We start from the raw sequence: 23618 nt of genomic DNA on the forward strand, positions 1-23618 counted from the left end.
TATTTTTTAGACATTTGCTTTCTAACCAAACTTTTTGAATAATGTTTTTACTAAAAATTATTTCAAAAAAAATTGAAAAATTAAAAGAAAGAAGAAATTACAGAAGAGAACGAAGATTTGCTAATAGTCGTAGAAAAGGATATTATTATCTTAAAAAAAGTGATAAATTAAAAGCAGAACGACCTATTTAAATCTTTTAATGTTTATTTCATCATCTAGCTTTTCGTTATTTGTTAGATGATGAAATAAATTTTTCGCTACTGTTGGAGCAATCATTACTCCACGAGTTCCTAAACCATTTAAAACCGCTAAATTTTTAAATTCTGGATGTACACCAACCATTGGCCTTCTATCTTTTACAGCAGGTCTAATTCCTGCAGACTGGTCTATAATTTTATAAGGTACTGAAATTACTTTTTGTAATTTTTCCACCAACTCTTCTCTTCCTTCTTTGGAAGGTTTAGAAGTTTTATCTAAATGATTAAAAGTTGCTCCAATTTTATAAGTATTGTTTCCTAAAGGCATTACAAATAAAGTTGATTTTAATAAGAAATCGATTTTTAATTTTGGAGCATGAATGGTAATTAATTCGCCTTTTACTTCGTCTAATGGCAAGTGTTTAAAATAGGGGTTTTCTTTTACTCCAAAACCTTCTGCAAATACAATTGTATTGGCTTCTATATCTTTATATTTCGCTAAATTTTCCTCTAAAACAATTTCTTTATGATTGAATTTCTCGAAACGAATCCAATTTTTTTCTTTTAAATAATTTCTGTAAGTTTCTACTAATTTTAGAGTATTTATTCTTCCTCCTTCTTTTACATTTCCAAAGTGATGTTCTCCAATAACACCTGAATAACTACCTTTATCTAATTTCTCATCTAAGAAAGGTGCAACATTTGGTTTATCGAAAGCTGCAAACCAATTGTTTTGGTCTTTAATGGATTTAAAAACCTTTTTGATAACAAATTTTTCATCGAACTTTATATTGAATTTCTTTTCTAATCTTTCGTAGAATGGAAGTGCTACTGCCAATTGTTCTTTGGCGTTCCAAACTGGAGAAAACCTTTTTAAAATTACAGGATTGTATACTCCACCTGCAACTAGAGACGATGTTTGTGAGGCATCTTCGAAAACCATAAATGTTTTTTTTGCAGTTATTAATTCTTCTGCAAATGCTAATCCTGCCAATCCTAAACCAACAATAATATAATCTACTTTCATATTCCAAAAGTAATTAAGTTCTGCTAAAAATTATAGTAATTTAATAAAACATCTAAGTGTGCTTAGCCCTGATTGTAGCATTTGTTTGAGCTCTTTTTTTATGCTATACTCGATTAAGTATCTGTTATAATAATAAAATTACTTTTTAAAAGGTGAGATGCTAAAAAAATTAAGCATAAAAAAAAAGCGAGTGCGTAAAGCAGGAAACAGCTTCAAATAAAAAAACGCTTGCTTGCGCAAACGTTTTTAGTTTTATTAGGATGGAATTAGTAATTCCACATATCCATTTCTTTATTTCTAATATCTTCTTTGATTTTGTTCGCTTCTAATAGCTGGAATAATGAGTTTCCACGAACGTAATCTTCTATTCCTCTATTTCCATAAATATTCTCTTCACGAACAATTACTGAACTAAATCTTCTTGCATTTAATAAATGATCGAATGAAATTGGGTGAGAAGCATTTTGTGGGTTAAACACTTTTGCATCGTGTAAGACACCTCTTGCAGATGGAAAGAAAATCCAGAATAATTCGTACAGTTCTTCGTCTTCAATTTCTTGAACTCCTAGTGTTTGTACATCTTTACCCATTGGTGCTATTGCTAACATTCTGTATTTTAATTCTCCTTGACGTTTATCGAAATACCACATTCCTTTTATCATATAACCTCCAACATCTTCCGATTGAATTCTATAAGTGTCTGAATATCCATTTTCATCACGAACGTTTACCAAACGAGAGTTTATTTCTTCTGGAGTCATTCTAGATGTAAAAAAAGAATCGGAATATGCTTCTTTAATTTTTCCTTGTTGGATTCCTTTGATTAAAGTATCGAACAAAGATCTTCTATCTGTAGAAATATTGGTGGTATCTATTGGAAAATAGTAAGGTAAATTTATTTTCTGATTTAAATCTATAAATTCCCAAACAACTTTCGACCACATAACATCTCTATCATCCACATAACCATAAGGTAATGGACCATCGTTATCTGCAGCTAGTTGTTGCTCACTTTTTACACCAATTTGATCTACAGATTTAGCATTTAATAAGTTTGCTTGCGCACTTACCAAACCTGTTGTTAAAAAAGCGAAAAATAGTATTATACAATTTTTAGTCATAACTAAGTTTATTTTCTAGTTTGTTAACTCTATATTAACGGGTAATACTTTCTTTATTTTGTAAGAGTTATTTTTTATTACTGCTTTAATATCAAAAATATTAATCATATCTCCTCTTCTTGCTTTGGCTAAAGCTTTTTTAGCTGCTGCATTTAATACAGTTCCATTAACAACTATTGCTAATTGTCCAGGAACCTTTACTTTAAAACTTGTTACTCTTAAATCTAAATCGAATAAGAAATCTGGTAAACCTGCACCAATTGGTGTATTTGCTAAACCAGATTTTGGCATTCTTACTGTTCCAAATTGATTTCTAACAGTTCCCATTGCAGCAGGAATATCTTTAATTCTAAAAGTTGAGCTTGTATTTATTGAATTACCATCTGCTAATTTTGCATTTACGCTAATTTTTACAGATGTTCCTCCTTGAGGACTCATCATATATTTACCAGCTCCTGTTTTCCTTAATCCAGGTGCACTAGCTTTAATATCTTTATCTGGAACTCCAGGTAATGAAATAGAAATTGGGTTTTGTAAACCTCTATAAACTACATTCATTTTATCTGCAGAAACTACTGGGGCATTTGGTTTAGAAATTACAGAGTATGTACTTTTAAATGGAACTGGAATTTCCTCGCCATTTTCCATAAAATAAATTGTTCCTTTAATGTCTTTTTCTCCAACACTACCTGCTCTTAAATCTAAAACGACACTACCGTCTTTAAAGTTGTCGTATTTACTACCATTCAATTCTACTCTACTTGGCTTTAAATTGGGGTCGTATCTACCTAAAACTACAGAACCTGTAACTTTATCTCCAGGATAAAAAGCATTTTTGTCTAATTGAACAATTCCATTGTAGTTAGACATAGAAACTTCACTTTCTAATTGACCTCCTAATAAATCTGAAATAATATCACTCTCTGTATTTTTAATATCTGCTTGAATTTGTGTAAAATTTGTTAAAGAAGCAACCATTGGAAATCCTTCGTAACGCGCTTTTAAAAATGGAACAGATTTTTCTGATTCACTAACTTTAACCTCTGCTGTAGAAAATCTACTGTTTAGTACAGGAACAAATTTACTATCTGTACCTAAAACCTGAATAACACTTGTTCTATAACCGTTTATTTTATCTAAAAACTCTTGACCTTCTGCTGTATAACCATCTCCTTTAAAGAAATAAGCATCCAACCAATCTGTTTTATCCATTACTTCATAATCATTCTTATCTTCAATTTCAGAAATCATTTTAGTTTTTAAATCTCCTAAATAGGAATAAAAATCTGATGAATATTCTCTAACCTTATCTGCTTTCGCTTTTAAGGGACCAAATTTCGCTGGTTGTTCTGATGCTTTTGTAGCTAAATTATCATATGCTAAAGCATTTTTTTCTGTTGTAGAAATATTATTTTCTACTAATTTTTCGTTCATAAAACCAAAAGCTGATAACACTTCTTTACTCATATTTAGTGCTAACATTGCAATAAATACAAGATACATTAAGTTAATCATCTTTTGTCTTGCGGACATTTTTCCTCCTGCCATTCTAATTAGTTTTTTAAGTTGTTATACATTTCGTTTTAACTAATTATTATTTTGTTGACATTGCTGAAAGCATTCCTCCATAAACTCCGTTTAAAGAAGACATGTTTTTAGCTAAAGCATCCATTTGTTCTTTTAATCTTTCTGTGTTTTGTACAACTTCTGTATTTAATTCTGTTTGTCTGCTAGAATTTTCTACTTGAATTTTATATAAATTATTCAACGATTCCATTTGAAGTGCTGCCTTAGACATTTCTTCATTATATTTATTTGTTGAAGCTACAGAGCCAGATGCTGCAGATAAACCTTCTGCTGCATTTTGAAAGTTTTTCATACTAGAACCTAAGCTTTCCATTAAACTTGAATCTATTTTTGCTTCTTGTAATAAATTGTCTAATTTTTGAGACAACATACCATCTGCTCCTAATTTCTTCTGGTCTTTTTCTGAAGATATACCATCTGCTAATTCAGGATAAACTTTAGACCAATCTAAATCGTCTTCTGGTGTATCAAAAGCAGAAATTGCAAATACAATTGCTTCCGCAATTAAACCAATAGTTAACATCATTCCTCCAGTTATACCCCAAATTTCGATATGTTGTATTTTAAATAAAGCTCCTATAATTACTACTGCTGCTCCAATTCCGTAAACGAAATTCATAGTTTTTTTGTATGTTCTTGATTGTGCCATAATTTTTTAATTTTTTTTAGGGGTTTTTATGTTATTTATTTACTTGTTAGTTGTTCCTATGTAATTTTGTACGGTTCTAAAACCAATATAACTTCTTGCAGTATCTGCATATTCGTAATCTCTAGAAGCAACTTCCAAGAAATACGCTACATCTTTCCAAGAACCACCTCGTACAATTTTTCTTTTATTTTTTCTATCCTCTACATTAGGGTTCATTGTTGAAGCCATGTAATAAGAAGATAAATTATATGCTGTATTTGTCCATTCCGAAACGTTACCAGCCATGTTGTATAAACCATAATCATTTGCGTTAAAAGATTGTGCTTCCATTGTATATAAAGCGCCATCTACTGCATAATTTCCTCTTACTGGTTTAAAGTTTGCTAAAAAACAACCTCTGTCGCTTGTTGTACTTCCAGTTCCCCAAGGATATGTTGCAAATTCCAATCCACCACGTGCAGCATATTCCCATTCTGCTTCTGTTGGTAGTCTAAAATCTGGAACTTGGGTTACATTTTTTCTAGTTCTTAAATAATCGTTTTTCTTTTTTGTTCTCCAATTACAAAATGCGTTTGCTTGTCCCCAAGTTACACCAACAACAGGATACTCTCCATAAGATTGATGGTAAAAGTAATCTTGATGCATTGGATCGTTATAAGAATAATTAAAATCTTTTACCCAAACAGTTGTATCTGGATAAATATTTAATACTTCCGATTGTACAAAATCTTTTCTATTTCCTCCTTTTCTTGCAGCGTTATCTCTATCGAACCAAGAATATCTATACTTTAAAAATTTTGTGTTAAATGTTCTAATTCCATCTACAGCTTCGTCTCTACTGATATATAGAGAATCCATAACTTCTACATAATCTATATCTGGATATTCTTCTGTTTTCCAAAATAATTCTTTTTGCCAGTTTAATGGTTTTATAGAATCGATTCCATCTCCCAAACTCCAATAGTTTTCGTACATGTATCTTTGGTATGGAGTTGCATTGGTAGTATCTACTGTTGCAAATGCATAATCGTGAATTCCACCAGAAGGTAATGCTCCTGTAGGGTCTGGAGTCGAACTCATTGCTGCAAATTCTGCTTGATATCCTAATCTTGTTCTAATTATTGAATCTCTAACCCAATGAACAAACTCTTTGTATTCGTTATTTGTAATTTCAGTTTCGTCCATGTAGTAAGGTCTAACTGTTACAGTTTTGGTTGGAGTACTCATTGCACCAATTACATCTTGGTCTTGTTTACCCATTGTAAAAGAACCTCCTGGAATTAATGACATGCCAAAAGGCTTCTCTGAAAACCATTTTTTCTTGGCTTTTACACCTACCAATTCTCCTCTATCATTAGAGCCACAACTGTAAATTACTGTTATTAAGAGTGCAAATATTGCTGCTTTCTTCATATTCTAATATATCTTTACTAAAAAGTTCGTAAACCTATTATTTTTTTTGCTAATAAACAACGTTCAAATTGCATTTTAACGTATTACTTTTCAATATTATTTAAATTACACAAGTTTTCTCATTGCTTTATACCACTTTTCTGGTATTATTTGCCTGGTAGCATCTTGGTAATCTTTATATGTACATGGTATTAACGCATGTCTTTTGTATTTATTATCTGATAAAATATTTATCTCTATCCACCATCTTCCAGATTTGTTACTTTTATAGAATGTTAAAGGATCGTCGTCTTCTAGTAAGACTGTAAACTTCTGGTAATTTTCTTTTCCTGAAAATGGATAATCTTTTACTCTAAAATTAACACCTTCGATAAAATACCAAATCATTTGCGCAATTAAATGTGCTGTTTGATGGTTATTATCGTGTTTAGAATTGTACTCATAAACTCCAAAGGAAGAAACTTTATCGCTAATTCCTGCATATCTAGCAAGGGCACAGATTTCTTCTCCATAAAATCCATTTGGAGATGCATTATTATTTGCTGGCGCTTCACTTTGTCTAATGGCTCCAATATCTATAGAAACAATGTCTGCGTTTCTAAAAGCGGGTTCTATTGACTCTAAATCTTTTGATTTCCCTAAACGAATCGTATCGAAATACAAATTATCTAAAAGTTCTATTTCGTCTTGCGAATTGAAATAAGTTTGATACCCAATATTTGTATAATTAAATAAATTATTAGGCTCTTGCATAATAATTTTACTCAAATATGATTGAGAACTTAGCTCATCTTCTAGATTTCCTAAATCGAAACGACTGTCTACAGTAGCTAAATTTACAGTTTGCTCTAAAGAATCGTAAGCTCTGTAATTAACGTAGGTAATATCTTGACCTCCACCAATAATAACTGGAATGATATTTCTTTTCAGTAAATAAGTGATAATTTCTGAAACTGCAAAATACGTGTCTGAAACTGCATTTCCTTTTAGAACATTTCCTAAATCTGCAATACTTGTACTCCAATTTCCTGGAAAAAGTTGATATAATTTTTTACGAATGTGATGTAAATCTTCTCCACAACCAAAATTGTTTTGAGAATTTCTATCTTCTTGAACTCCTAAAATTGCAATTTTTACATTTTCCAAGTCTGGAAAACCTTCTTCTTGCGTATAAATATTAATTTTATTTCCTAAAGAGAGGGAAGATTGCAACGCTAAATGCGCCACAACAGTTTCTTTCACAGGAGTTAAAAAGTCTATATTCATTTATTATTTTAAATAAAGTATGCAAGATACTAAATCATTACTTTTTCTTGGTCGTTTTCTTCGGCGTTTTTTTGGCTGTAGTTTTCTTTTTTGTAGCTTTTTTCTTCGGCGTTTTTGCTTCAATCATCTTAACTGCTTCATCCTTAGAAAGTTTTTCTATTTCTGTAGTTTTTGGCAATTCAATTTTAATTTTACCTTTTAGGACATTGTATCTTCCCCAACGTGCTTTTTCTACGCGAATACCAACATCTTCCCAATTATGAATTACTTTATCGATCTCTTTCTGCTTCTTTACTTCAATTAACTCAATAATATCATCATCTGAAAGATTATCGAAATTGTATTTTTTATTTACATTGATAAACATTCCGTTCCATTTTATAAATGGTCCAAAACGTCCCACTCCTTTTTGTACAGGCAAATCTTCGTAATGATAAATTGGTGCATCTGCTTTTTGCTTTGCAACAATTAATTCTTCTGCTCTTGGCAAATCTACCTCCATTGGGTTTTCACCTTTATCTAAAGAAACAAACATGGTTCCGAATTTGATATAAGGCCCAAATCGTCCGTTAGAAACAATTACCTCTTCTCCTTCATAAGTTCCTAACGTTTTTGGAAGCAAGAACAATTCTAATGCTTCTTCCATTGTTATGGTTCCTAAATTCTGGTCTTTATTCAAGCTTGCAAAAGATTTCTCTTCGTCTTCTGGTGCTCCAATTTGTGCAATTGGTCCGAATTTACCAAGTCTAACTAAAACTGTTTTTCCAGATTCTGGGTGTTTTCCTAAAATACGTTCTCCACTTTCTCTATCTGCATTTTCTTTTACATCTTCTACATTGTCGTGAAATTTGTGATAGAAACCTTTAATCATTTCTGTCCAATCTTCATTTCCTTCAGAAATATCATCAAAAGAATTTTCGACTTTAGCTGTAAAACCAAAATCTAAAATGTTTGAAAAATTAGCGACTAAAAAGTCGTTTACGATATTCCCAATATCTGTAGGAACTAATTTATTTTTATCTGAACCTGTCTTTTCTGTTAAGGTTTGTGTTTCCACATTTCCACCAGATAAAATTAATTGCTGATATTCTCTCTCTACACCTTCATTTGTTCCTTTTTCTACATAACCTCTTCTCTGAACTGTAGAAATTGTAGGTGCATACGTAGATGGTCTTCCAATTCCTAATTCTTCTAATTGTTTTACTAAAGATGCTTCTGTAAAACGATAAGGTGGACTCGTAAAACGCTGTGTTGCGTTTATAAAATTGTATTCTAAAGCTTCATTTACCTTTAAATTTGGCAACATTCCAGCTTGCTCTTCATCTTCATTATCATTTCCTTCTAAATACACTTTCAAGAAACCTTCAAACTTAATCATTTCACCATTTGCAGTAAAAATCTTTGAATTTTCAGAATTCTCAATCTTCATATTTGTACGCTCCAATAAGGCATCGCTCATTTGTGAAGCTAAAGTTCGCTTCCAAATTAAATCGTATAATCTCGTTTGGTCGTATTCTGTATCGATAGAATGCATTTTCATGTTTGTAGGTCTAATCGCTTCGTGCGCTTCTTGCGCTCCTTTAGATTTTGACTTAAAAACACGTTGTTTGCTATATTCTTTTCCGTAATAATTGCTAATTTCTTCTTCGGCCGCGTTTCTTGCATCTACAGATAAGTTTACACTATCTGTTCTCATATACGTAATTAAACCTGCTTCATACAAACGTTGTGCAACTTGCATGGTTTTACCTACTGGAAAACCTAATTTTCTTGATGCTTCTTGTTGTAATGTTGAAGTTGTAAATGGTGCTGCAGGGGATTTCTTTGCTGGTTTTTTTGTTAAATCTGCAATTGAAAAATCTGCTTTTGTACACGATTTTAAGAAAGTTTCGGCTGCTTTTTTAGAATCGAAATTCTTTGGAATGGTTGCCTTAAAGGTTTTTCCTTCATTATTAGCAAATTCTGCAACTACCTTATAATGTGTTTCTGCTTTAAAGTCTTGAATGCTTCGTTCTCTTTCTACAATTAAACGTACTGCAACAGATTGTACTCTACCTGCAGATAAACCTCCTTTTACTTTACGCCATAAAACTGGTGATAGTTCATAACCAACAAGTCTATCTAAAACTCTACGTGCTTGTTGTGCGTTAACCATATTATAGTCGATATCTCTTGGATTGTCGACTGCTTTTAATATGGCGTTTTTTGTAATTTCATGAAAAACGATACGTTTTGTACTCTCGTCTTTTAAATCTAATTGCTCTTTTAAATGCCAAGCAATTGCTTCTCCCTCTCGATCCTCATCACTTGCTAACCAAACAGTATCTGCTTTTTTTGCTAATGATTTTAATTTTTTTACAACTGCCTTTTTATCGTCTGAAACAATATATTTGGGACTAAAATCTCCATCTACATCTATTCCTAATTCTTTGGAAGGTAAGTCTGCAATATGCCCATAACTAGATTCTACTTGAAAATCTTTTCCAAGAAATTTCTCGATGGTTTTTGCTTTTGCTGGTGACTCTACAATTACTAAATTCTTTGCCATGTATCTTTTTTTGTCGTAATTCTCGCAATCGAAACCGCAAGTTTTTGGACTGCAAAAGTATGTAGTTTTTTTTTATTAATTTTTTTTTGAAGCGTTTTTACTTCATTTTTTTATAGAAATTTTATTCTACAGTGATTTTTCGCTTCAATTTTGTTGTTGAATTTCCTCCAACAAATAATAAAAATTCTCCTGCCTCTACTTCCCATTTTTTGTTTGAAGTATAAAACTGAAGCACTTCTTTATCAATAGTAAAAGAAACTGTTTTTGTTTCTCCTGCTTGCAACATAATTTTTTCGAAGCCTTTTAATTCTTTAATTGGTCTTACAATACTTGCCACTAAATCTCTAATATATAATTGTACAACTTCTTCTCCTGCAACTTTTCCTGTGTTTTTTACATCTACTGAAAGTATAATTTTTCCATCGGCATTTATTGTTTCTTTATCTACTTTTAAATTGTTGTAAGAAAACGAAGTGTAACTTAAACCAAAACCAAAAGGATATAATGCTGTTTTTTTAGAATCGTCGTAACCAGCATACGTAACATGAATATCACTATAAGGTCTTCCTGTATTTTTTTGATTATAATATAAAGGTACTTGCCCAACATTTCTTGGAAACGAAACAGGTAATTTTCCTGACGGATTATAATCTCCAAACAAAACATCTGCAATTGCAATACCAGATTCTGAACCCAAATGCCAAGTAACTAGAATCCCTGGTAAAATTTCACTTGCATGAGAAATATCCATGGGTCTTCCGTTTGATAAAACCAAAACAATATTTTTATTCACTTCATAAACAGCCTCTAACAATTCGTTCTGCAACCCTGCAAAACCAATGTTTGTATAACTTCTTCCTTCCCCTGATTGATATGCATCTTCACCAATTGCTAAAAAAACGATTTCTGCTTTCTTTGCAGCCGCAACTGCTTTTGCAATTCCAGATCTATCTTCTGTATTCATTTTTAGAGGAATCATAAACTGATTATCGCCAGGTTTTACAGTTGGTATTGTTAATTCTACTCCTTTTTCGTAATATATTTTTGTGTTTTTATCAACTTTTTCTTTTACACCTTCTAATAAAGAAACAGCAGAATTATAAGTTGCTTTTGCTCGCCAATTTCCTAAAGGTTGATTTTTATCATCCGCAAAAGGACCAATAACAGCAATGCTTTTTACGTTTTTAGAAATTGGTAAAATATTATTTTCGTTCTTAAGTAAAACAATAGATTTTTTTGCGACATCTCTTGCAATTGCTAAATGTTCTTTTGTATAAATTTCGTTTTTCTCTCTTTCTTCATCACAATATTTAAAAGGATTATCAAACAAACCTAATTGAAACTTTACTCTTAAAATTCTTCTAACAGCATCGTCTAAATTTGCTAAAGAAACTTTATTCTCTTCCAATAAACTCGCCAAATGAGCTCCATAAGAATGCGATTCCATATCCATATCACTTCCTGCATTTAGAGCAATAATTGCAGCTTCTTTTTTATCTTTTGCAAAACCATGATCAACCAATTCTCCAATAGAACCCCAATCTGAAACAATAAAGCCATTCCAGTTCCAACCTTCTTTTAAAATATCTCTTTGTAAAATTTTATGACCAGTTGCAGGAATTCCATCAATATCATTAAATGCATTCATAAAAGTGGCAACACCTGCTTTTGCTGCTGCTTTAAAAGGAGGTAAAATTGTGTTATGCAATTCATTTTCGCCAATATTTACAGTACTGTATTCTCTACCAGCTTCTGCAAAACCATAACCTGCAAAATGTTTTGCACAAGCTGCAATCGTATTTTTATTTGATAAATCTTCACCTTGAAAACCCTTAATTCTTGCAACTCCAATTACAGCATTTAAATACGGATCTTCTCCTCCACCTTCCATAACTCTGCCCCATCTTGCGTCTCTTGCAACATCTAACATTGGTGCAAAAGTCCAGTTTAAACCAGAAGCTGCTGCTTCTTTTGCAGCAATTTTAGCAGATTGTTTCATAATTTCTAAATCCCAACTTGCACTTTCTCCTAAAGGAATTGGAAACATTGTTTTAAAACCATGAATTACATCGTAACCAAAAATTAATGGAATTTTTATGCGAGATTGCATTGCCAGTTCTTGTGCTTCGCGAACTTCTTTTACAGTAGCAACATTTAAAAGAGAACCTACCAATCCTTTTTTAATTTTGCTTGCTTTCTCTTTGTTTCCTCTAGAAGATTCTGGCCCTGTTAAATCTCCACCTGAAGCATATTGCACCAGTTGTCCGATTTTCTCTTCCAAATTCATTAATGCTAAAACAGAATCTACTTTCTGTTCTATATTTTCGTCTAAATTTGAGTTTGTCATTGTCTTTTTAGAGTCTTTACAATTAAAAAAAACAGCAATAAAGATTAAAGCAGTTATAAAAAGTGATTTCGATTTTCTCATAATATTTATTTCGTACAAATATATAAAAGTGGTTTATAGAAAATTTTAGTTATTTAGCCCAATATTCTAAAGCTGCAATTGCTTTATACCAACCTTTAATATTCTCCTCTATTTTTTCTCTTTTTTTTGATGGTTTATAAGTTTCATCTATTTGCCAGATTTTTTTAATTTCTTCTTCACTTTCCCAAAAACCAACTGCTAAACCTGCTAAAAAAGCGGCACCCATTGCTGTGGTTTCTACTATTTTTGGCCGAATTGTTTTTGTGTTTAAAACATCTGCTTGAAATTGCATTAAAGTATTATTAACTGTTGCTCCACCATCAACTCTTAATTCTTTAATTGTAGTTTCTGCATCTGCTTCCATCGCTTTTAAAATATCCATAGATTGGTATGCAATCGCATCTATAGTTGCTCTTGCAATATGTGCATCTGTGGTTCCTCTTGTAATTCCAAAAATAGTTCCTTGCGCTTTCTGATTCCAATGTGGTGCTCCTAAACCAGCAAAAGCTGGTACAAAATAAACACCATCTGAATCTTCTACAGATTTTGCCAATGCTTCTACTTCCGAAGAATTTCTAATAATTTTTAATCCATCTCTTAACCACTGTACAGCTGCTCCTGCTATAAAAACACTTCCTTCAAAAGCGTAGGCAGTTTTTCCGTTAATTTTCCAAGCAACTGTAGTTAATAAATTGTTTTTTGAAACAATTGGTTTGTCGCCAATATTCATCAACATGAAACAACCTGTTCCATAGGTGTTTTTAACCATACCTTTTTTGGTGCACATTTGTCCAAAAAGCGCTGCTTGTTGGTCTCCTGCAATTCCTGCAATAGGAATATTGCAATCAAAAAAAGAGGACTTTGTATGTCCGTAAATTTCGCTGGATTGTTTTACTTCTGGTAACATCGATTTAGGAATGGTAAATAATTCTAACAATTCGTCGTCCCAAGACATGGTATTTATATTGAATAACAAAGTTCTAGAAGCGTTTGAAACATCTGTAATATGTTTTTGTTTTTTTGAAAAATTCCAAACCAACCAAGAATCGATAGTTCCTAATAATAATTCTCCATTTTCTGCTTTTTTTCTTGCTCCTTCAACATTATCTAGAATCCATTTTACTTTTGTTCCAGAAAAATAAGAATCGATAACCAAACCTGTTTTCTCTTTAATTATTTCAGATTTTCCTGCTACCTTTAATTCATCACAATAATCAGCTGTTCGTTTATCTTGCCAAACAATTGCATTGTAAATGGGTTTACCTGTGTTTTTATCCCAGACAACAACAGTTTCACGCTGATTTGTAATTCCGATTGCAGCAATTTCTTCCATTTCTATACTTTTCATAGCAATAGCTTCTGCTGCAACACCTGCTTGTGTAGACCAAATTTCTAAAGCATCGTGTTCTACCCAACCTGGTTTTGGAAAAATCTGTGTAAATTCTTTTTGAGCAATAGATTTTATGTTTCCTTTTTTATCAAAAACAATCGCTCTAGAACTTGTTGTTCCTTGATCTAATGCTAAAATGTATTTTTTCATTGTGATGCTGCTTTTCAGAAACTCAAATCTATAAAAATCATTTCTTTGTTTTTCTGCCAATTTGTCACAATTTTTCATTTTTGGTTGTATATTTGCAATTCATTTTTTGAATATGGAACACATCGAAAAAGTTATCGACGAAAGAATACAAGGAAAAGCACTTGTAACTGAAAATAAAAAAGAAAATACCAAGAAATTATTCATTGAAAGTTACGGCTGTCAAATGAATATGAATGATAGTGAAATTGTTGCTTCAATTTTAGATAAACAAGGTTACAACACCACTCAAATTTTAGAAGAAGCCGATTTAGTTTTGGTAAATACTTGCTCAATTCGCGAAAAAGCGGAAACTACAGTTCGTAAACGTTTGCAAAAATACAACAAGGTAAAACGCATAAACCCAAAAATGAAAGTTGGGGTTTTAGGTTGTATGGCAGAACGTTTAAAAGAAAAATTTTTAGAAGAAGAAAAAATTGTAGATTTAGTTGTTGGGCCAGATGCTTACAGAGATATCCCTAATTTATTAGAAGAAGTTTCTGAGGGTAGAGATGCTGTAAATGTTATTTTATCGAAAGAAGAAACCTATGGAGATGTTTCTCCTGTTCGTTTAAATTCTAACGGAGTTACTGCGTTTGTTTCCATTACAAGAGGTTGCGATAATATGTGTACTTTTTGTGTGGTTCCTTTTACAAGAGGAAGAGAAAGAAGTAGAGATCCTAAAAGTATTTTAGAAGAAATTCAATCTATGGTTGACCAAAACTATAAAGAAATTACGTTGCTTGGGCAAAATGTAGATAGTTTTCTTTGGTATGGTGGTGGTTTGAAAAAAGACTTTAATAAAGCTTCTGAAATGGCACAAGCAACTGCAGTTGGTTTTGCAGAATTGTTAGATATGTGTGCTACCAAATTCCCAAAAACACGTTTCCGTTTTTCAACTTCAAATCCTCAAGATATGAAGTTAGACGTGATTCATACCATGGCAAAACACAAAAACATTTGTAAATATTTACACTTACCTGTACAAAGTGGAAGTAACGCCATGTTAAAAGCCATGAACAGACAACATACGCGTGAAGAATACATGGAATTGGTAGATAATATCTTTAAAATTGTTCCAGAAATGTCTTTATCTCAAGATATGATTGTTGGTTTTTGTGGAGAAACTGAACAAGATCATCAAGATACTTTAGAATTGATGAAATATGTAAAATACGATTTCGGTTTTATGTTTTCTTATTCTGAAAGACCAGGAACTTTAGCTGGTAATAAAATGGAAGATGATGTTCCTTTTGAAACTAAAAAAAGAAGATTACAAGAAGTTATCGACTTACAACAAGAACACGCTTTATACAGAACACAACAACATTTAGGAAAAACTGAAGAGTTTCTTATTGAAGGAACTTCAAAGAAAAACCCGAATGAATGGAAAGGAAGAAATACACAAAATACAGTTGCCGTTTTTGAAAAAGGCGATTATAAATTGGGTGATTTTGTAATGGTAAAAGTAGAAGATTGTACTTCAGCAACCTTAAAAGGAACTGTTGTTGGGTATTCTGATAATAATTAAGAAACCCAACCTTAATCCTTCCCAAAGGGAAGGAAACTATTGCGAATACAAAAGAAAAAAGATTAATAATGGATGAATTCAATTTTAATAACAAAGTTTTTCACTTGATAGAAAATTCTAAAAGTGGAAAAGTGAATTCTGAAACTGTTTTTAATTATCAACAAAAAGGAAATATAGTAACTGCAGATTATAATGGAGGAACTATTAAATACGGAAAAATAATTGCAACTCTTGATAAGGATATTTTAAATATGATGTATCAATGTGTAACATCAGAAAACGAATTAAAAGCTGGAAAAGCAACTGCGAAAGTAAGTTTTAAGAAAGAAAATAAAATTCATTTAAAACTGAATTGGCAATGGCTAAATGACAATCAAGAAAAAGGCGTTTCAGAATATATTGAAAATTAAAATACAGTTGATAATACAATTTTCCCTTTTGGGGAAATTAAAAGGGGCTATTTATGGAAAACTTACAAGCAATAAAACAACGTTTTGGAATTATCGGTAACGATGTTCAATTAAATAGAGCTTTAGAGAAAGCTGTAAGAGTTGCGCCTACAGATATTTCTGTTTTAGTTACAGGTGAAAGTGGTGTTGGTAAAGAGAATATTCCAAAAATTATACATTCTTTATCTCATAGAAAACACGCAAAATACATTGCAGTAAATTGTGGTGCAATTCCTGAAGGAACAATTGATAGTGAACTTTTTGGGCACGAAAAAGGTTCTTTTACTGGAGCAACACAAGACAGAAAAGGTTATTTTGAAGTTGCAGATGGAGGAACTATTTTTCTTGATGAAGTTGGTGAATTACCATTAACAACACAAGTTCGTTTGTTACGTGTTTTAGAAAATGGCGAATTTATAAAAGTAGGTTCCTCTAAACCACAAAAAACAGATGTTAGAATTGTTGCTGCAACAAACGTTAATATGCAACAAGCTATTGAAAAGGAACGTTTTAGAGAAGATTTATATTATAGATTAAGTACAGTAGAAATTCATTTACCTGCTTTAAGAGAACGTAATGAAGATATTCATTTATTATTCAGGAAATTCGCTGCAGATTTTGCACAGAAATACAGAATGCCTTCTATTCGTTTAGATGAAAATGCTGTAGATGTTTTATTAAATTTCAGGTTTCCAGGAAATATTCGTCAACTTAAGAATTTAGCAGAACAAATTTCTGTAATAGAAGAAAGCAGAACAATTACTGGTTCTAAATTACAGCAATATTTACCTAACAATAAAGGAAATTTCCCTGCAGTTATAGGAAGTAAAAAAGAAAATGATTTCTCTACAGAAAGAGATATTATGTACAAAATTTTGTTTGACATGAGAAATGACATCAACGATTTAAAAAAGTTGACGTTAGATTTAATGAAAAACGGAAATCTAGAAGAAGTTCAAGAAGAAAACCATCAATTAATAGAAAAAATTTACAGCGATAAAGAATTAAGAGAACATGATATTGAGGTCTTAAACATTCCTCAAAAATCTTCTTCTGCCGAAAAAGATTATGATTTTATTGAGACTATTGAGGAAGACGAATCTTTATCTTTACAAGACAAAGAAATAGAAATGATTAAAAAATCTTTAGAGAAAAACAACAATAAACGTAAATTAGCTGCTAAAGAATTAGGCATTTCTGAAAGAACTTTATACAGAAAAATTAAACAATACGATTTGTAAAATCAAGGTTTACTATTTAAAGTTCAAAGTTAACCGAACTTGAAACCCTTAATTTTGAATTTTGAATAAATGAATATGAAAAAACTTTTTTACATAATAGCTTTTATAGTTAGCTCGACACTATTTATTTCTTGTGGTATTTATGGTTTTACAGGAGGAGATGTTGGCGATGCAAAAACAATACAGGTAGATTATTTTCAGAATCAAGCACAATTAATTGAGCCTGAATTGAGCCAACAACTAACTCAAGAACTACAAGACTTATTTACAAGACAGACGAATTTAACTCTAACCTCTACAAATGGAGACTTGTATTTTAGCGGAGAAATAACAAGCTACAGAATTACACCTATGAGTGCTACATCTCAACAAACAGCAGCACAAAACAGACTTACTATTTCTGTAAATGTCCGTTATATAAATAAGTTAGATGAGAAGAAAAATTTCGAACAACAATTTTCTTTTTACTCAGATTATCCTGCAAGACAACAATTAACAGGTGGAGTAAAAGAAACCGCATTTAAAGAGATTTTAGAAAGGATAACACAAGACATTTTTAATGCGTCTGTTGGAAAATGGTAGTTTTTGAAGTTAGAAGTTAGAAGTTAGAAGTTAGAAGTTAGAAGTTAGAAGTTAGAAGTTAGAAGAAAAATAAAAGTTAAAATTGAAAAGAGAAATATTTTTAGACATATTAGAGGATAAAAAAGACGTTCAGCAATTAGAAACTGTTGAATTAAAATCTGTTGTCGAAAAGTATCCATTTTTTCAATCGGCAAGAGCACTATATTTAAAAGGATTAAAAAATCAAGACAGCTTTAAATATAATAACGAGTTAAAAATTACTGCTGGTTACACAACAGATAGAACAGTTTTATTTAATTATATTACAGCTTCTAACTTTAGTTCACAGAAAGAAAATATTCATCAAAAGATCACAGAAAAAATTTCTAAAGAAAACCTCGAAGAAAATTCAATTTTAAAAGTTGAAGAAAATACTCCTCAAACTACAGAAAATACTATTCCAGAAGTCAAAGCTGTAGAAGAAACTTTAGAAGTTGGAAAACCGATTGCTTTTTCTTCAAATGAAAATCATTCTTTTAATCAATGGTTGCAACTTTCAACAAAAAAACCGATTGTTAGAAAAGAAAAATTAGTAGTAAAATCACTTCCTAAAAAAGAGGAGTTAATAGAAAAATTCATACAAAATAATCCAAAAATAGAACCACTTCCTAAAGATAAAAAATTCGTTGTTCCTGTTGATAAAAACGAGCAAGATGCAGCTCTAATGACAGAGACTTTAGCGAAAGTTTATTTAGAACAAAAGAAGTACAACAATGCTATACAAGCTTATAGAATTTTAAGTTTGAAATATCCAGAAAAAAGTGGTTTCTTTGCAGACCAAATTAAAAGAATACAAATTTTACAAAAAAATAAATTATGAGTTATACAGCTTTTTTAATTCTGATTTTAATTATTGCAATCGCTTTAATTTTAATAGTTATGGTACAAAACCCTAAAGGTGGAGGATTATCTTCTTCTTTTGGTGGTGGTGGAGCACAGTCTTTAGGAGGTGTGCAAAACACAAATAAATTTTTAGATAATACAACTTGGACATTGGCAATTGCAATGTTTGCTTTAATTTTATTAGCTAATATAGCGATTCCAAGAGGTGGTGATGATAACTTTAAACTAGACAATACTTTAGATGGTATCGAAAGTACAACACCAGCTCCAGCTACTCCAACAACAACTACAAACGATAGTTTATAATAATAAACTTTTGTAACAAATATTTAAAATGCCAATGTTAATGACACGTTGGCATTTTTTTTGTTTTATCTTTTACTAAGAAATCGTTTCAGAGAAAAAATGTCAGTATTATTGTAATGGCATACTTTCTGACAGTATAATAAGTGTAAAAAATATTTAATTAATCAAAATTTATATAAAAAATGGGATTAAACATTAAACCTTTAGCAGATAGAGTTCTTGTAGAACCTGCTCCAGCAGAAACAAAAACAGCATCTGGATTAATTATACCAGATAATGCAAAAGAAAAACCACAACAAGGAACTGTTGTAGCCATTGGAAATGGTAAAGTAGATGAGCCATTAACTGTAAAAGTTGGTGACACTGTTTTATATAGCAAATATGGTGGTACAGATTTAAAGTTAGAAGGAAAAGATTATTTAATGATGCGTGAATCTGATATTCTTGCAATTATATAAGTATTCAGTTTACAGTTGCAGTAGGCAGTTGTAACAATTACACTTTTAAACAATTAAACGATTAAACAATTTAAAAAAATGGCAAAAGATATAAAATTTGATATTGAAGCAAGAGACGGATTAAAACGTGGAGTTGATGCTTTAGCAAATGCAGTAAAAGTAACTTTAGGACCAAAAGGAAGAAATGTAATTATCTCTAAATCTTTTGGTGCACCAACTGTAACGAAAGATGGTGTTTCTGTTGCAAAAGAAGTAGAATTAGAAAACGAGCTTGAAAACATGGGAGCTCAAATGGTAAAAGAAGTTGCCTCTAAAACAAACGATTTAGCAGGTGATGGAACAACAACTGCAACTGTGCTTGCACAAGCAATTGTAAAAGAAGGCTTAAAAAATGTAGCTGCAGGTGCAAATCCAATGGATTTAAAACGCGGAATTGACAAAGCAGTTGCTGCAATTATTGCAGATTTAGAAAAGCAGGCTCAAAAAGTGGGTAATTCTTCAGAAAAAATAAAACAAGTTGCAGCAATTTCTGCAAATAACGATGATGTTATTGGAGATTTAATTGCAACTGCATTTACCAAAGTTGGTAAAGAAGGTGTAATTACTGTAGAAGAAGCAAAAGGTATGGAAACCTATGTAGATGTTGTGGAAGGAATGCAGTTTGACAGAGGTTATTTATCTCCATATTTTGTAACAGACGCAGATAAAATGATTGCAGATTTAGAAAACCCGTATATTTTATTATTCGATAAAAAGATTTCTAACCTACAAGAAATTCTTCCAATTTTAGAACCAGTTTCTCAATCTGGTAGACCTTTATTAATTATTGCTGAAGATGTAGATGGACAAGCATTAGCAACTTTAGTTGTTAATAAATTAAGAGGTGGATTAAAAATTGCTGCTGTAAAAGCTCCTGGTTTTGGAGACAGAAGAAAAGCAATGTTAGAAGACATCGCTATTTTAACTGGTGGTACTGTAATTTCTGAAGAAAGAGGTTTTTCTCTTGAAAATGCAACATTAGATTTATTAGGAACTGCTGAAACAATTACTGTAGATAAAGACAATACAACTATTGTAAATGGTTCTGGAAACGCAGAAGCTATAAAAACTAGAGTAAATCAGATTAAATCTCAAATTGAAACTACAACATCTGATTACGATAAAGAAAAACTACAAGAACGTTTGGCAAAGTTAGCTGGTGGTGTTGCAGTTTTATATGTTGGTGCTGCTTCTGAAGTAGAAATGAAAGAGAAAAAAGACAGAGTAGATGATGCTTTACATGCTACTAGAGCTGCAGTAGAAGAAGGAATTGTTGCTGGTGGTGGAGTTGCTTTAGTGCGCGCTAAGAAAGTTTTAGAAAAATTAGCAACTGAGAATTTAGACGAAACTACAGGTGTACAAATAATTAACAAAGCAATAGAAGCTCCATTAAGAATTATTGTTGAAAATGCTGGAGGTGAAGGTTCTGTAGTTTTAAACAAAGTTTTAGAAGGTAAAAAAGACTTTGGTTACAACGCAAAAACAGATGAATATGTAGACATGCTAAAAGCAGGAATTATAGATCCTAAAAAAGTTACACGTGTTGCATTAGAAAATGCTGCATCTGTTGCTGGAATGATTCTAACAACTGAGTGTGCTTTAATAGATATTAAAGAAGATGCTGGTGCAGCAGGAATGCCTCCAATGGGTGGTGGAATGCCAGGAATGATGTAAGCAGCGAATCGCCATAAATAAATTATTTCACTCTTTTGTGATAAATTTATTTTATTCCTTTTTTGTCATTTCGACTTTATGGAGAAATCTCAAAAAGTATCAAATATAAAAATCCGTAAGAAATAAATTTCTTACGGATTTTTTATTTTAAAATATACCTAAATATAGGTATTGATTTGCCTTTGCTTTCCTTGTAAGTTTGGCAAAAACATCAACCATGAAAACTTTACGCCTAAAATTATTTTATTTATTATTTGGATTTAGCTTATTAACGTTTGGACAAACTTTAGAGAAAACATATATTTCAAGCGCTGGTCAAGTTGAAGAACCACCTAATTTTGCCTTTTATGCAAATGATGAAATGCATTATTTTACCACAGAAGGAAGTAAAGGAAATATTACTTTTAATATAAAATTTTACGACACTTCGCATCAAGAGAAAAAAAACATTACAATAGCAACTTCCTCTAGAGGTATTGAAAAAGTTGGACTTCCTTCTGATAAATTATTCAATTCAGATTCTAAAATAGAGTTTCTACTTTTGATAGAAAGTGATGAAGTTGAAAGATATAGCTTTAAACTTTTTAACGAAGATGGCGATGAATTATTTGATTTTGGAATGGGGTATAATTATAAATTATTTAAAGATCATAATAATAATTTTAAACTTTTAATAACGGATTCAGATAAAGCCAAAGGGCAGAATTTTAGAGTATATGGACTTTCTGGCACACTCTCAACTGAACAAGAAAACTTGTTATTAAGTAAAGTAACAACGTTTCCAAATCCTTCTTCAAAAGTTTTAAATATTTCAAACTTAAAAAAACATAATGGATTCCTAGAAGTTTATACAATTACAGGTAAAAAGGTATTTACCAAAAAAGTTGATAAATCACTAACAGAAATTTCTTTTGACATCTCTTCATTATCAAAAGGAGTGTATTTTTATAAGATTGGAAAAACTTCTAATAAGTTTATCAAAAAATAAAAATCCGTTAGAAATAAATTTCTAACGGATTTTTTATGTTTAAGAAACGTTGCTTTACATTTTCTGTAACCAAGTTTTTACGTCTACTTCTGCTTTTATAATCTCTTTTAAATCGTCAATTGCAACACGTTTTTGTTCCATTGTATCTCTATGACGTATTGTTACACAATTGTCTTCTAAAGTATCATGATCTACTGTAATACAGAAAGGAGTACCAGCTGCATCTTGTCTTCTGTAACGTTTTCCTACAGCATCTTTTTCATCATAAAATACGTTGAAATCCCATTTTAAATCGTCCATAATTTTACGTGCAACTTCTGGTAAACCATCTTTTTTAACTAACGGAAAAATTGCCGCTTTAAATGGTGCTAAAACTGCAGGTAATTTTAAAACAGTTCTTGTAGTTCCGTTTTCTAATGCTTCTTCTTGTAAAGAATTAGAAAAAACAGCTAAAAACATTCTATCTAAACCTATAGAAGTTTCTACAACATAAGGCACGTAACTTTTGTTTTCTTCATGATCGAAATATTGTAATTTCTTTCCAGAATATTCTTCGTGCGCTTTTAAATCGAAATCTGTTCTTGAGTGAATTCCTTCTAATTCTTTAAAACCAAAAGGGAATTTAAACTCAATATCTGCAGCTGCATCTGCATAATGTGCTAATTTATCATGGTCGTGAAAACGATAGTTCTCTGCTCCCATTCCTAATGATAAATGCCATTTTAATCGTGTTTCTTTCCACTCTTTATACCACTCTTTTTGAGTTCCAGGTTTTACAAAAAATTGCATTTCCATTTGTTCGAACTCACGCATCCTAAAAATAAATTGTCTTGCAACAATCTCATTTCTAAAAGCTTTACCTGTTTGTGCAATTCCGAAAGGAATCTTCATTCTTCCTGTTTTCTGAACATTTAAGAAGTTTACAAAAATACCTTGTGCAGTTTCAGGTCGTAAATATACTTGTGTAGAGTTTTCTGCAGAAGCTCCAATTTGAGTTCCAAACATTAAATTGAATTGCTTTACTTCCGTCCAATTTTTTGAACCAGAAACTGGGCAATTGATTCCTAAATCTATTATTAATTGTCTAAAACCAACCAAATCACTTTCTTCTTGAACTCTTGTAAGCTCTAAAGTTATTTCGTCCATTTGTTTTTGACGGCGCAAAACATTCGGATTTGTATTTCTAAATTCCTCTTCGTTAAAAGCTTCTCCAAAACGTTTTTTAGCTTTATCTACATCTTTTTGAATTTTTTCAGAAATTTTCTCTCTAAAATCTTCCACTAAAACATCTGCTCTGTAACGTTTTTTAGAATCTTTATTATCAATTAAAGGATCGTTAAAAGCATCTACGTGACCAGAAGCTTTCCAAGTGGTTGGGTGCATTAAAATTGCAGCATCTATACCCACAATATTTTCGTGCATTTGCACCATTGCTTTCCACCAGTAATCTCTTATATTTTTCTTTAATTCTACTCCATTTTGAGCATAGTCGTAAACTGCACTTAATCCGTCGTAAATTTCGCTCGACTGAAATACATAACCATATTCCTTCGCATGCGATAACACCTTTTTAAATTGATCTTCTTGTTTTGCCATAATGCCGACAAAGATACACGTTTACAGAATTTTTCAATAAAAAAATATTGAGTTTTTAAC

At 31.3% G+C, this 23618-nt stretch carries 19 protein-coding genes; 9 read left to right on the plus strand and 10 right to left on the minus strand.

The features are described from left to right. Positions 1-183: 183 nt before the first annotated feature. The 9 genes from H9I45_RS08075 to glpK all read right to left on the minus strand — a co-directional run bounded on the left by H9I45_RS08075 (position 184) and on the right by glpK (position 13776). Positions 184-1224: an NAD(P)/FAD-dependent oxidoreductase gene (locus H9I45_RS08075; RefSeq protein ID WP_088355343.1), complete on the minus strand. Its 1041-nt coding sequence runs from the start codon at positions 1222-1224 to the stop codon at positions 184-186. Positions 1225-1490: 266 nt separating this feature from the next. Beyond that, positions 1491-2345, minus strand: a complete 855-nt coding sequence (porN, locus tag H9I45_RS08080) for a type IX secretion system ring subunit PorN/GldN (RefSeq protein WP_088355342.1) — start codon at positions 2343-2345, stop codon at positions 1491-1493. 15 nt (positions 2346-2360) lie between these two features. Further along, positions 2361-3893 carry a type IX secretion system motor protein PorM/GldM gene (porM, locus tag H9I45_RS08085; protein WP_088355341.1) on the minus strand — a complete coding sequence of 511 codons (1533 nt, stop codon included), beginning with the start codon at positions 3891-3893 and terminating at the stop codon, positions 2361-2363. A gap of 46 nt (positions 3894-3939) precedes the next feature. Next, positions 3940-4581 carry a type IX secretion system motor protein PorL/GldL gene (porL, locus tag H9I45_RS08090; protein WP_088355340.1) on the minus strand — a complete coding sequence of 214 codons (642 nt, stop codon included), beginning with the start codon at positions 4579-4581 and terminating at the stop codon, positions 3940-3942. Between the two features lie 39 nt (positions 4582-4620). After that, positions 4621-5994, minus strand: a complete 1374-nt coding sequence (porK, locus tag H9I45_RS08095; RefSeq protein WP_088355339.1) for a T9SS ring complex lipoprotein PorK/GldK — start codon at positions 5992-5994, stop codon at positions 4621-4623. A gap of 105 nt (positions 5995-6099) precedes the next feature. Beyond that, positions 6100-7260 (minus strand): formimidoylglutamase, encoded by a 1161-nt coding sequence (locus H9I45_RS08100; protein WP_088355338.1) that lies wholly within the window; start codon positions 7258-7260, stop codon positions 6100-6102. A gap of 37 nt (positions 7261-7297) precedes the next feature. Next, positions 7298-9808 (minus strand): type I DNA topoisomerase, encoded by a 2511-nt coding sequence (gene topA, locus H9I45_RS08105; protein ID WP_088355337.1) that lies wholly within the window; start codon positions 9806-9808, stop codon positions 7298-7300. A gap of 121 nt (positions 9809-9929) precedes the next feature. Beyond that, positions 9930-12236: a beta-glucosidase BglX gene (gene bglX / locus H9I45_RS08110; protein ID WP_088355336.1), complete on the minus strand. Its 2307-nt coding sequence runs from the start codon at positions 12234-12236 to the stop codon at positions 9930-9932. A gap of 49 nt (positions 12237-12285) precedes the next feature. Next, the gene (gene glpK, locus H9I45_RS08115) at positions 12286-13776 is read right to left on the minus strand and encodes a glycerol kinase GlpK (RefSeq protein ID WP_088355335.1); all 1491 of its coding nucleotides are present in this window, start codon (positions 13774-13776) and stop codon (positions 12286-12288) included. Between the two features lie 112 nt (positions 13777-13888). Between glpK and miaB the strand changes: the two genes are divergently transcribed. The 9 genes from miaB (at position 13889) to H9I45_RS08160 (ending at position 21962) form a co-directional block, all read left to right on the plus strand. Beyond that, positions 13889-15343: a tRNA (N6-isopentenyl adenosine(37)-C2)-methylthiotransferase MiaB gene (miaB, locus tag H9I45_RS08120; protein ID WP_088355334.1), complete on the plus strand. Its 1455-nt coding sequence runs from the start codon at positions 13889-13891 to the stop codon at positions 15341-15343. Positions 15344-15411: 68 nt separating this feature from the next. Beyond that, positions 15412-15753, plus strand: coding sequence for an avidin-fold protein (locus H9I45_RS08125; protein ID WP_088355333.1), 342 nt, complete (start codon positions 15412-15414; stop codon positions 15751-15753). A gap of 53 nt (positions 15754-15806) precedes the next feature. Next, positions 15807-17033, plus strand: a complete 1227-nt coding sequence (locus tag H9I45_RS08130; protein WP_088355332.1) for a sigma-54 interaction domain-containing protein — start codon at positions 15807-15809, stop codon at positions 17031-17033. 75 nt (positions 17034-17108) lie between these two features. Then, positions 17109-17615 (plus strand): LptE family protein, encoded by a 507-nt coding sequence (locus H9I45_RS08135; RefSeq protein WP_088355331.1) that lies wholly within the window; start codon positions 17109-17111, stop codon positions 17613-17615. Positions 17616-17697: 82 nt separating this feature from the next. After that, positions 17698-18474 (plus strand): DUF8458 domain-containing protein, encoded by a 777-nt coding sequence (locus H9I45_RS08140; protein WP_088355330.1) that lies wholly within the window; start codon positions 17698-17700, stop codon positions 18472-18474. Beyond that, the gene (secG, locus tag H9I45_RS08145; RefSeq protein ID WP_088355329.1) at positions 18471-18803 is read left to right on the plus strand and encodes a preprotein translocase subunit SecG; all 333 of its coding nucleotides are present in this window, start codon (positions 18471-18473) and stop codon (positions 18801-18803) included. The genes H9I45_RS08140 and secG overlap by 4 nt, the downstream gene beginning before the upstream one ends. A 182-nt stretch (positions 18804-18985) precedes the next feature. After that, positions 18986-19261 carry a co-chaperone GroES gene (locus tag H9I45_RS08150; protein ID WP_088355328.1) on the plus strand — a complete coding sequence of 92 codons (276 nt, stop codon included), beginning with the start codon at positions 18986-18988 and terminating at the stop codon, positions 19259-19261. A 78-nt stretch (positions 19262-19339) separates the two neighbouring features. Continuing rightward, complete coding sequence (groL, locus tag H9I45_RS08155) at positions 19340-20974, plus strand: chaperonin GroEL (protein ID WP_088355327.1); 1635 nt, start codon at positions 19340-19342, stop codon at positions 20972-20974. A gap of 217 nt (positions 20975-21191) precedes the next feature. Next, positions 21192-21962, plus strand: a complete 771-nt coding sequence (locus tag H9I45_RS08160; protein WP_088355326.1) for a T9SS type A sorting domain-containing protein — start codon at positions 21192-21194, stop codon at positions 21960-21962. A 54-nt stretch (positions 21963-22016) separates the two neighbouring features. Here H9I45_RS08160 and H9I45_RS08165 read toward each other — a convergent pair whose 3' ends face one another. After that, the gene (locus H9I45_RS08165) at positions 22017-23558 is read right to left on the minus strand and encodes a glycine--tRNA ligase (protein ID WP_088355325.1); all 1542 of its coding nucleotides are present in this window, start codon (positions 23556-23558) and stop codon (positions 22017-22019) included. Between the last annotated feature and the right edge of the window lie 60 nt (positions 23559-23618).

This window comes from Polaribacter haliotis (assembly GCF_014784055.1).
Classification (GTDB): Bacteria; Bacteroidota; Bacteroidia; order Flavobacteriales; family Flavobacteriaceae; genus Polaribacter; species Polaribacter haliotis.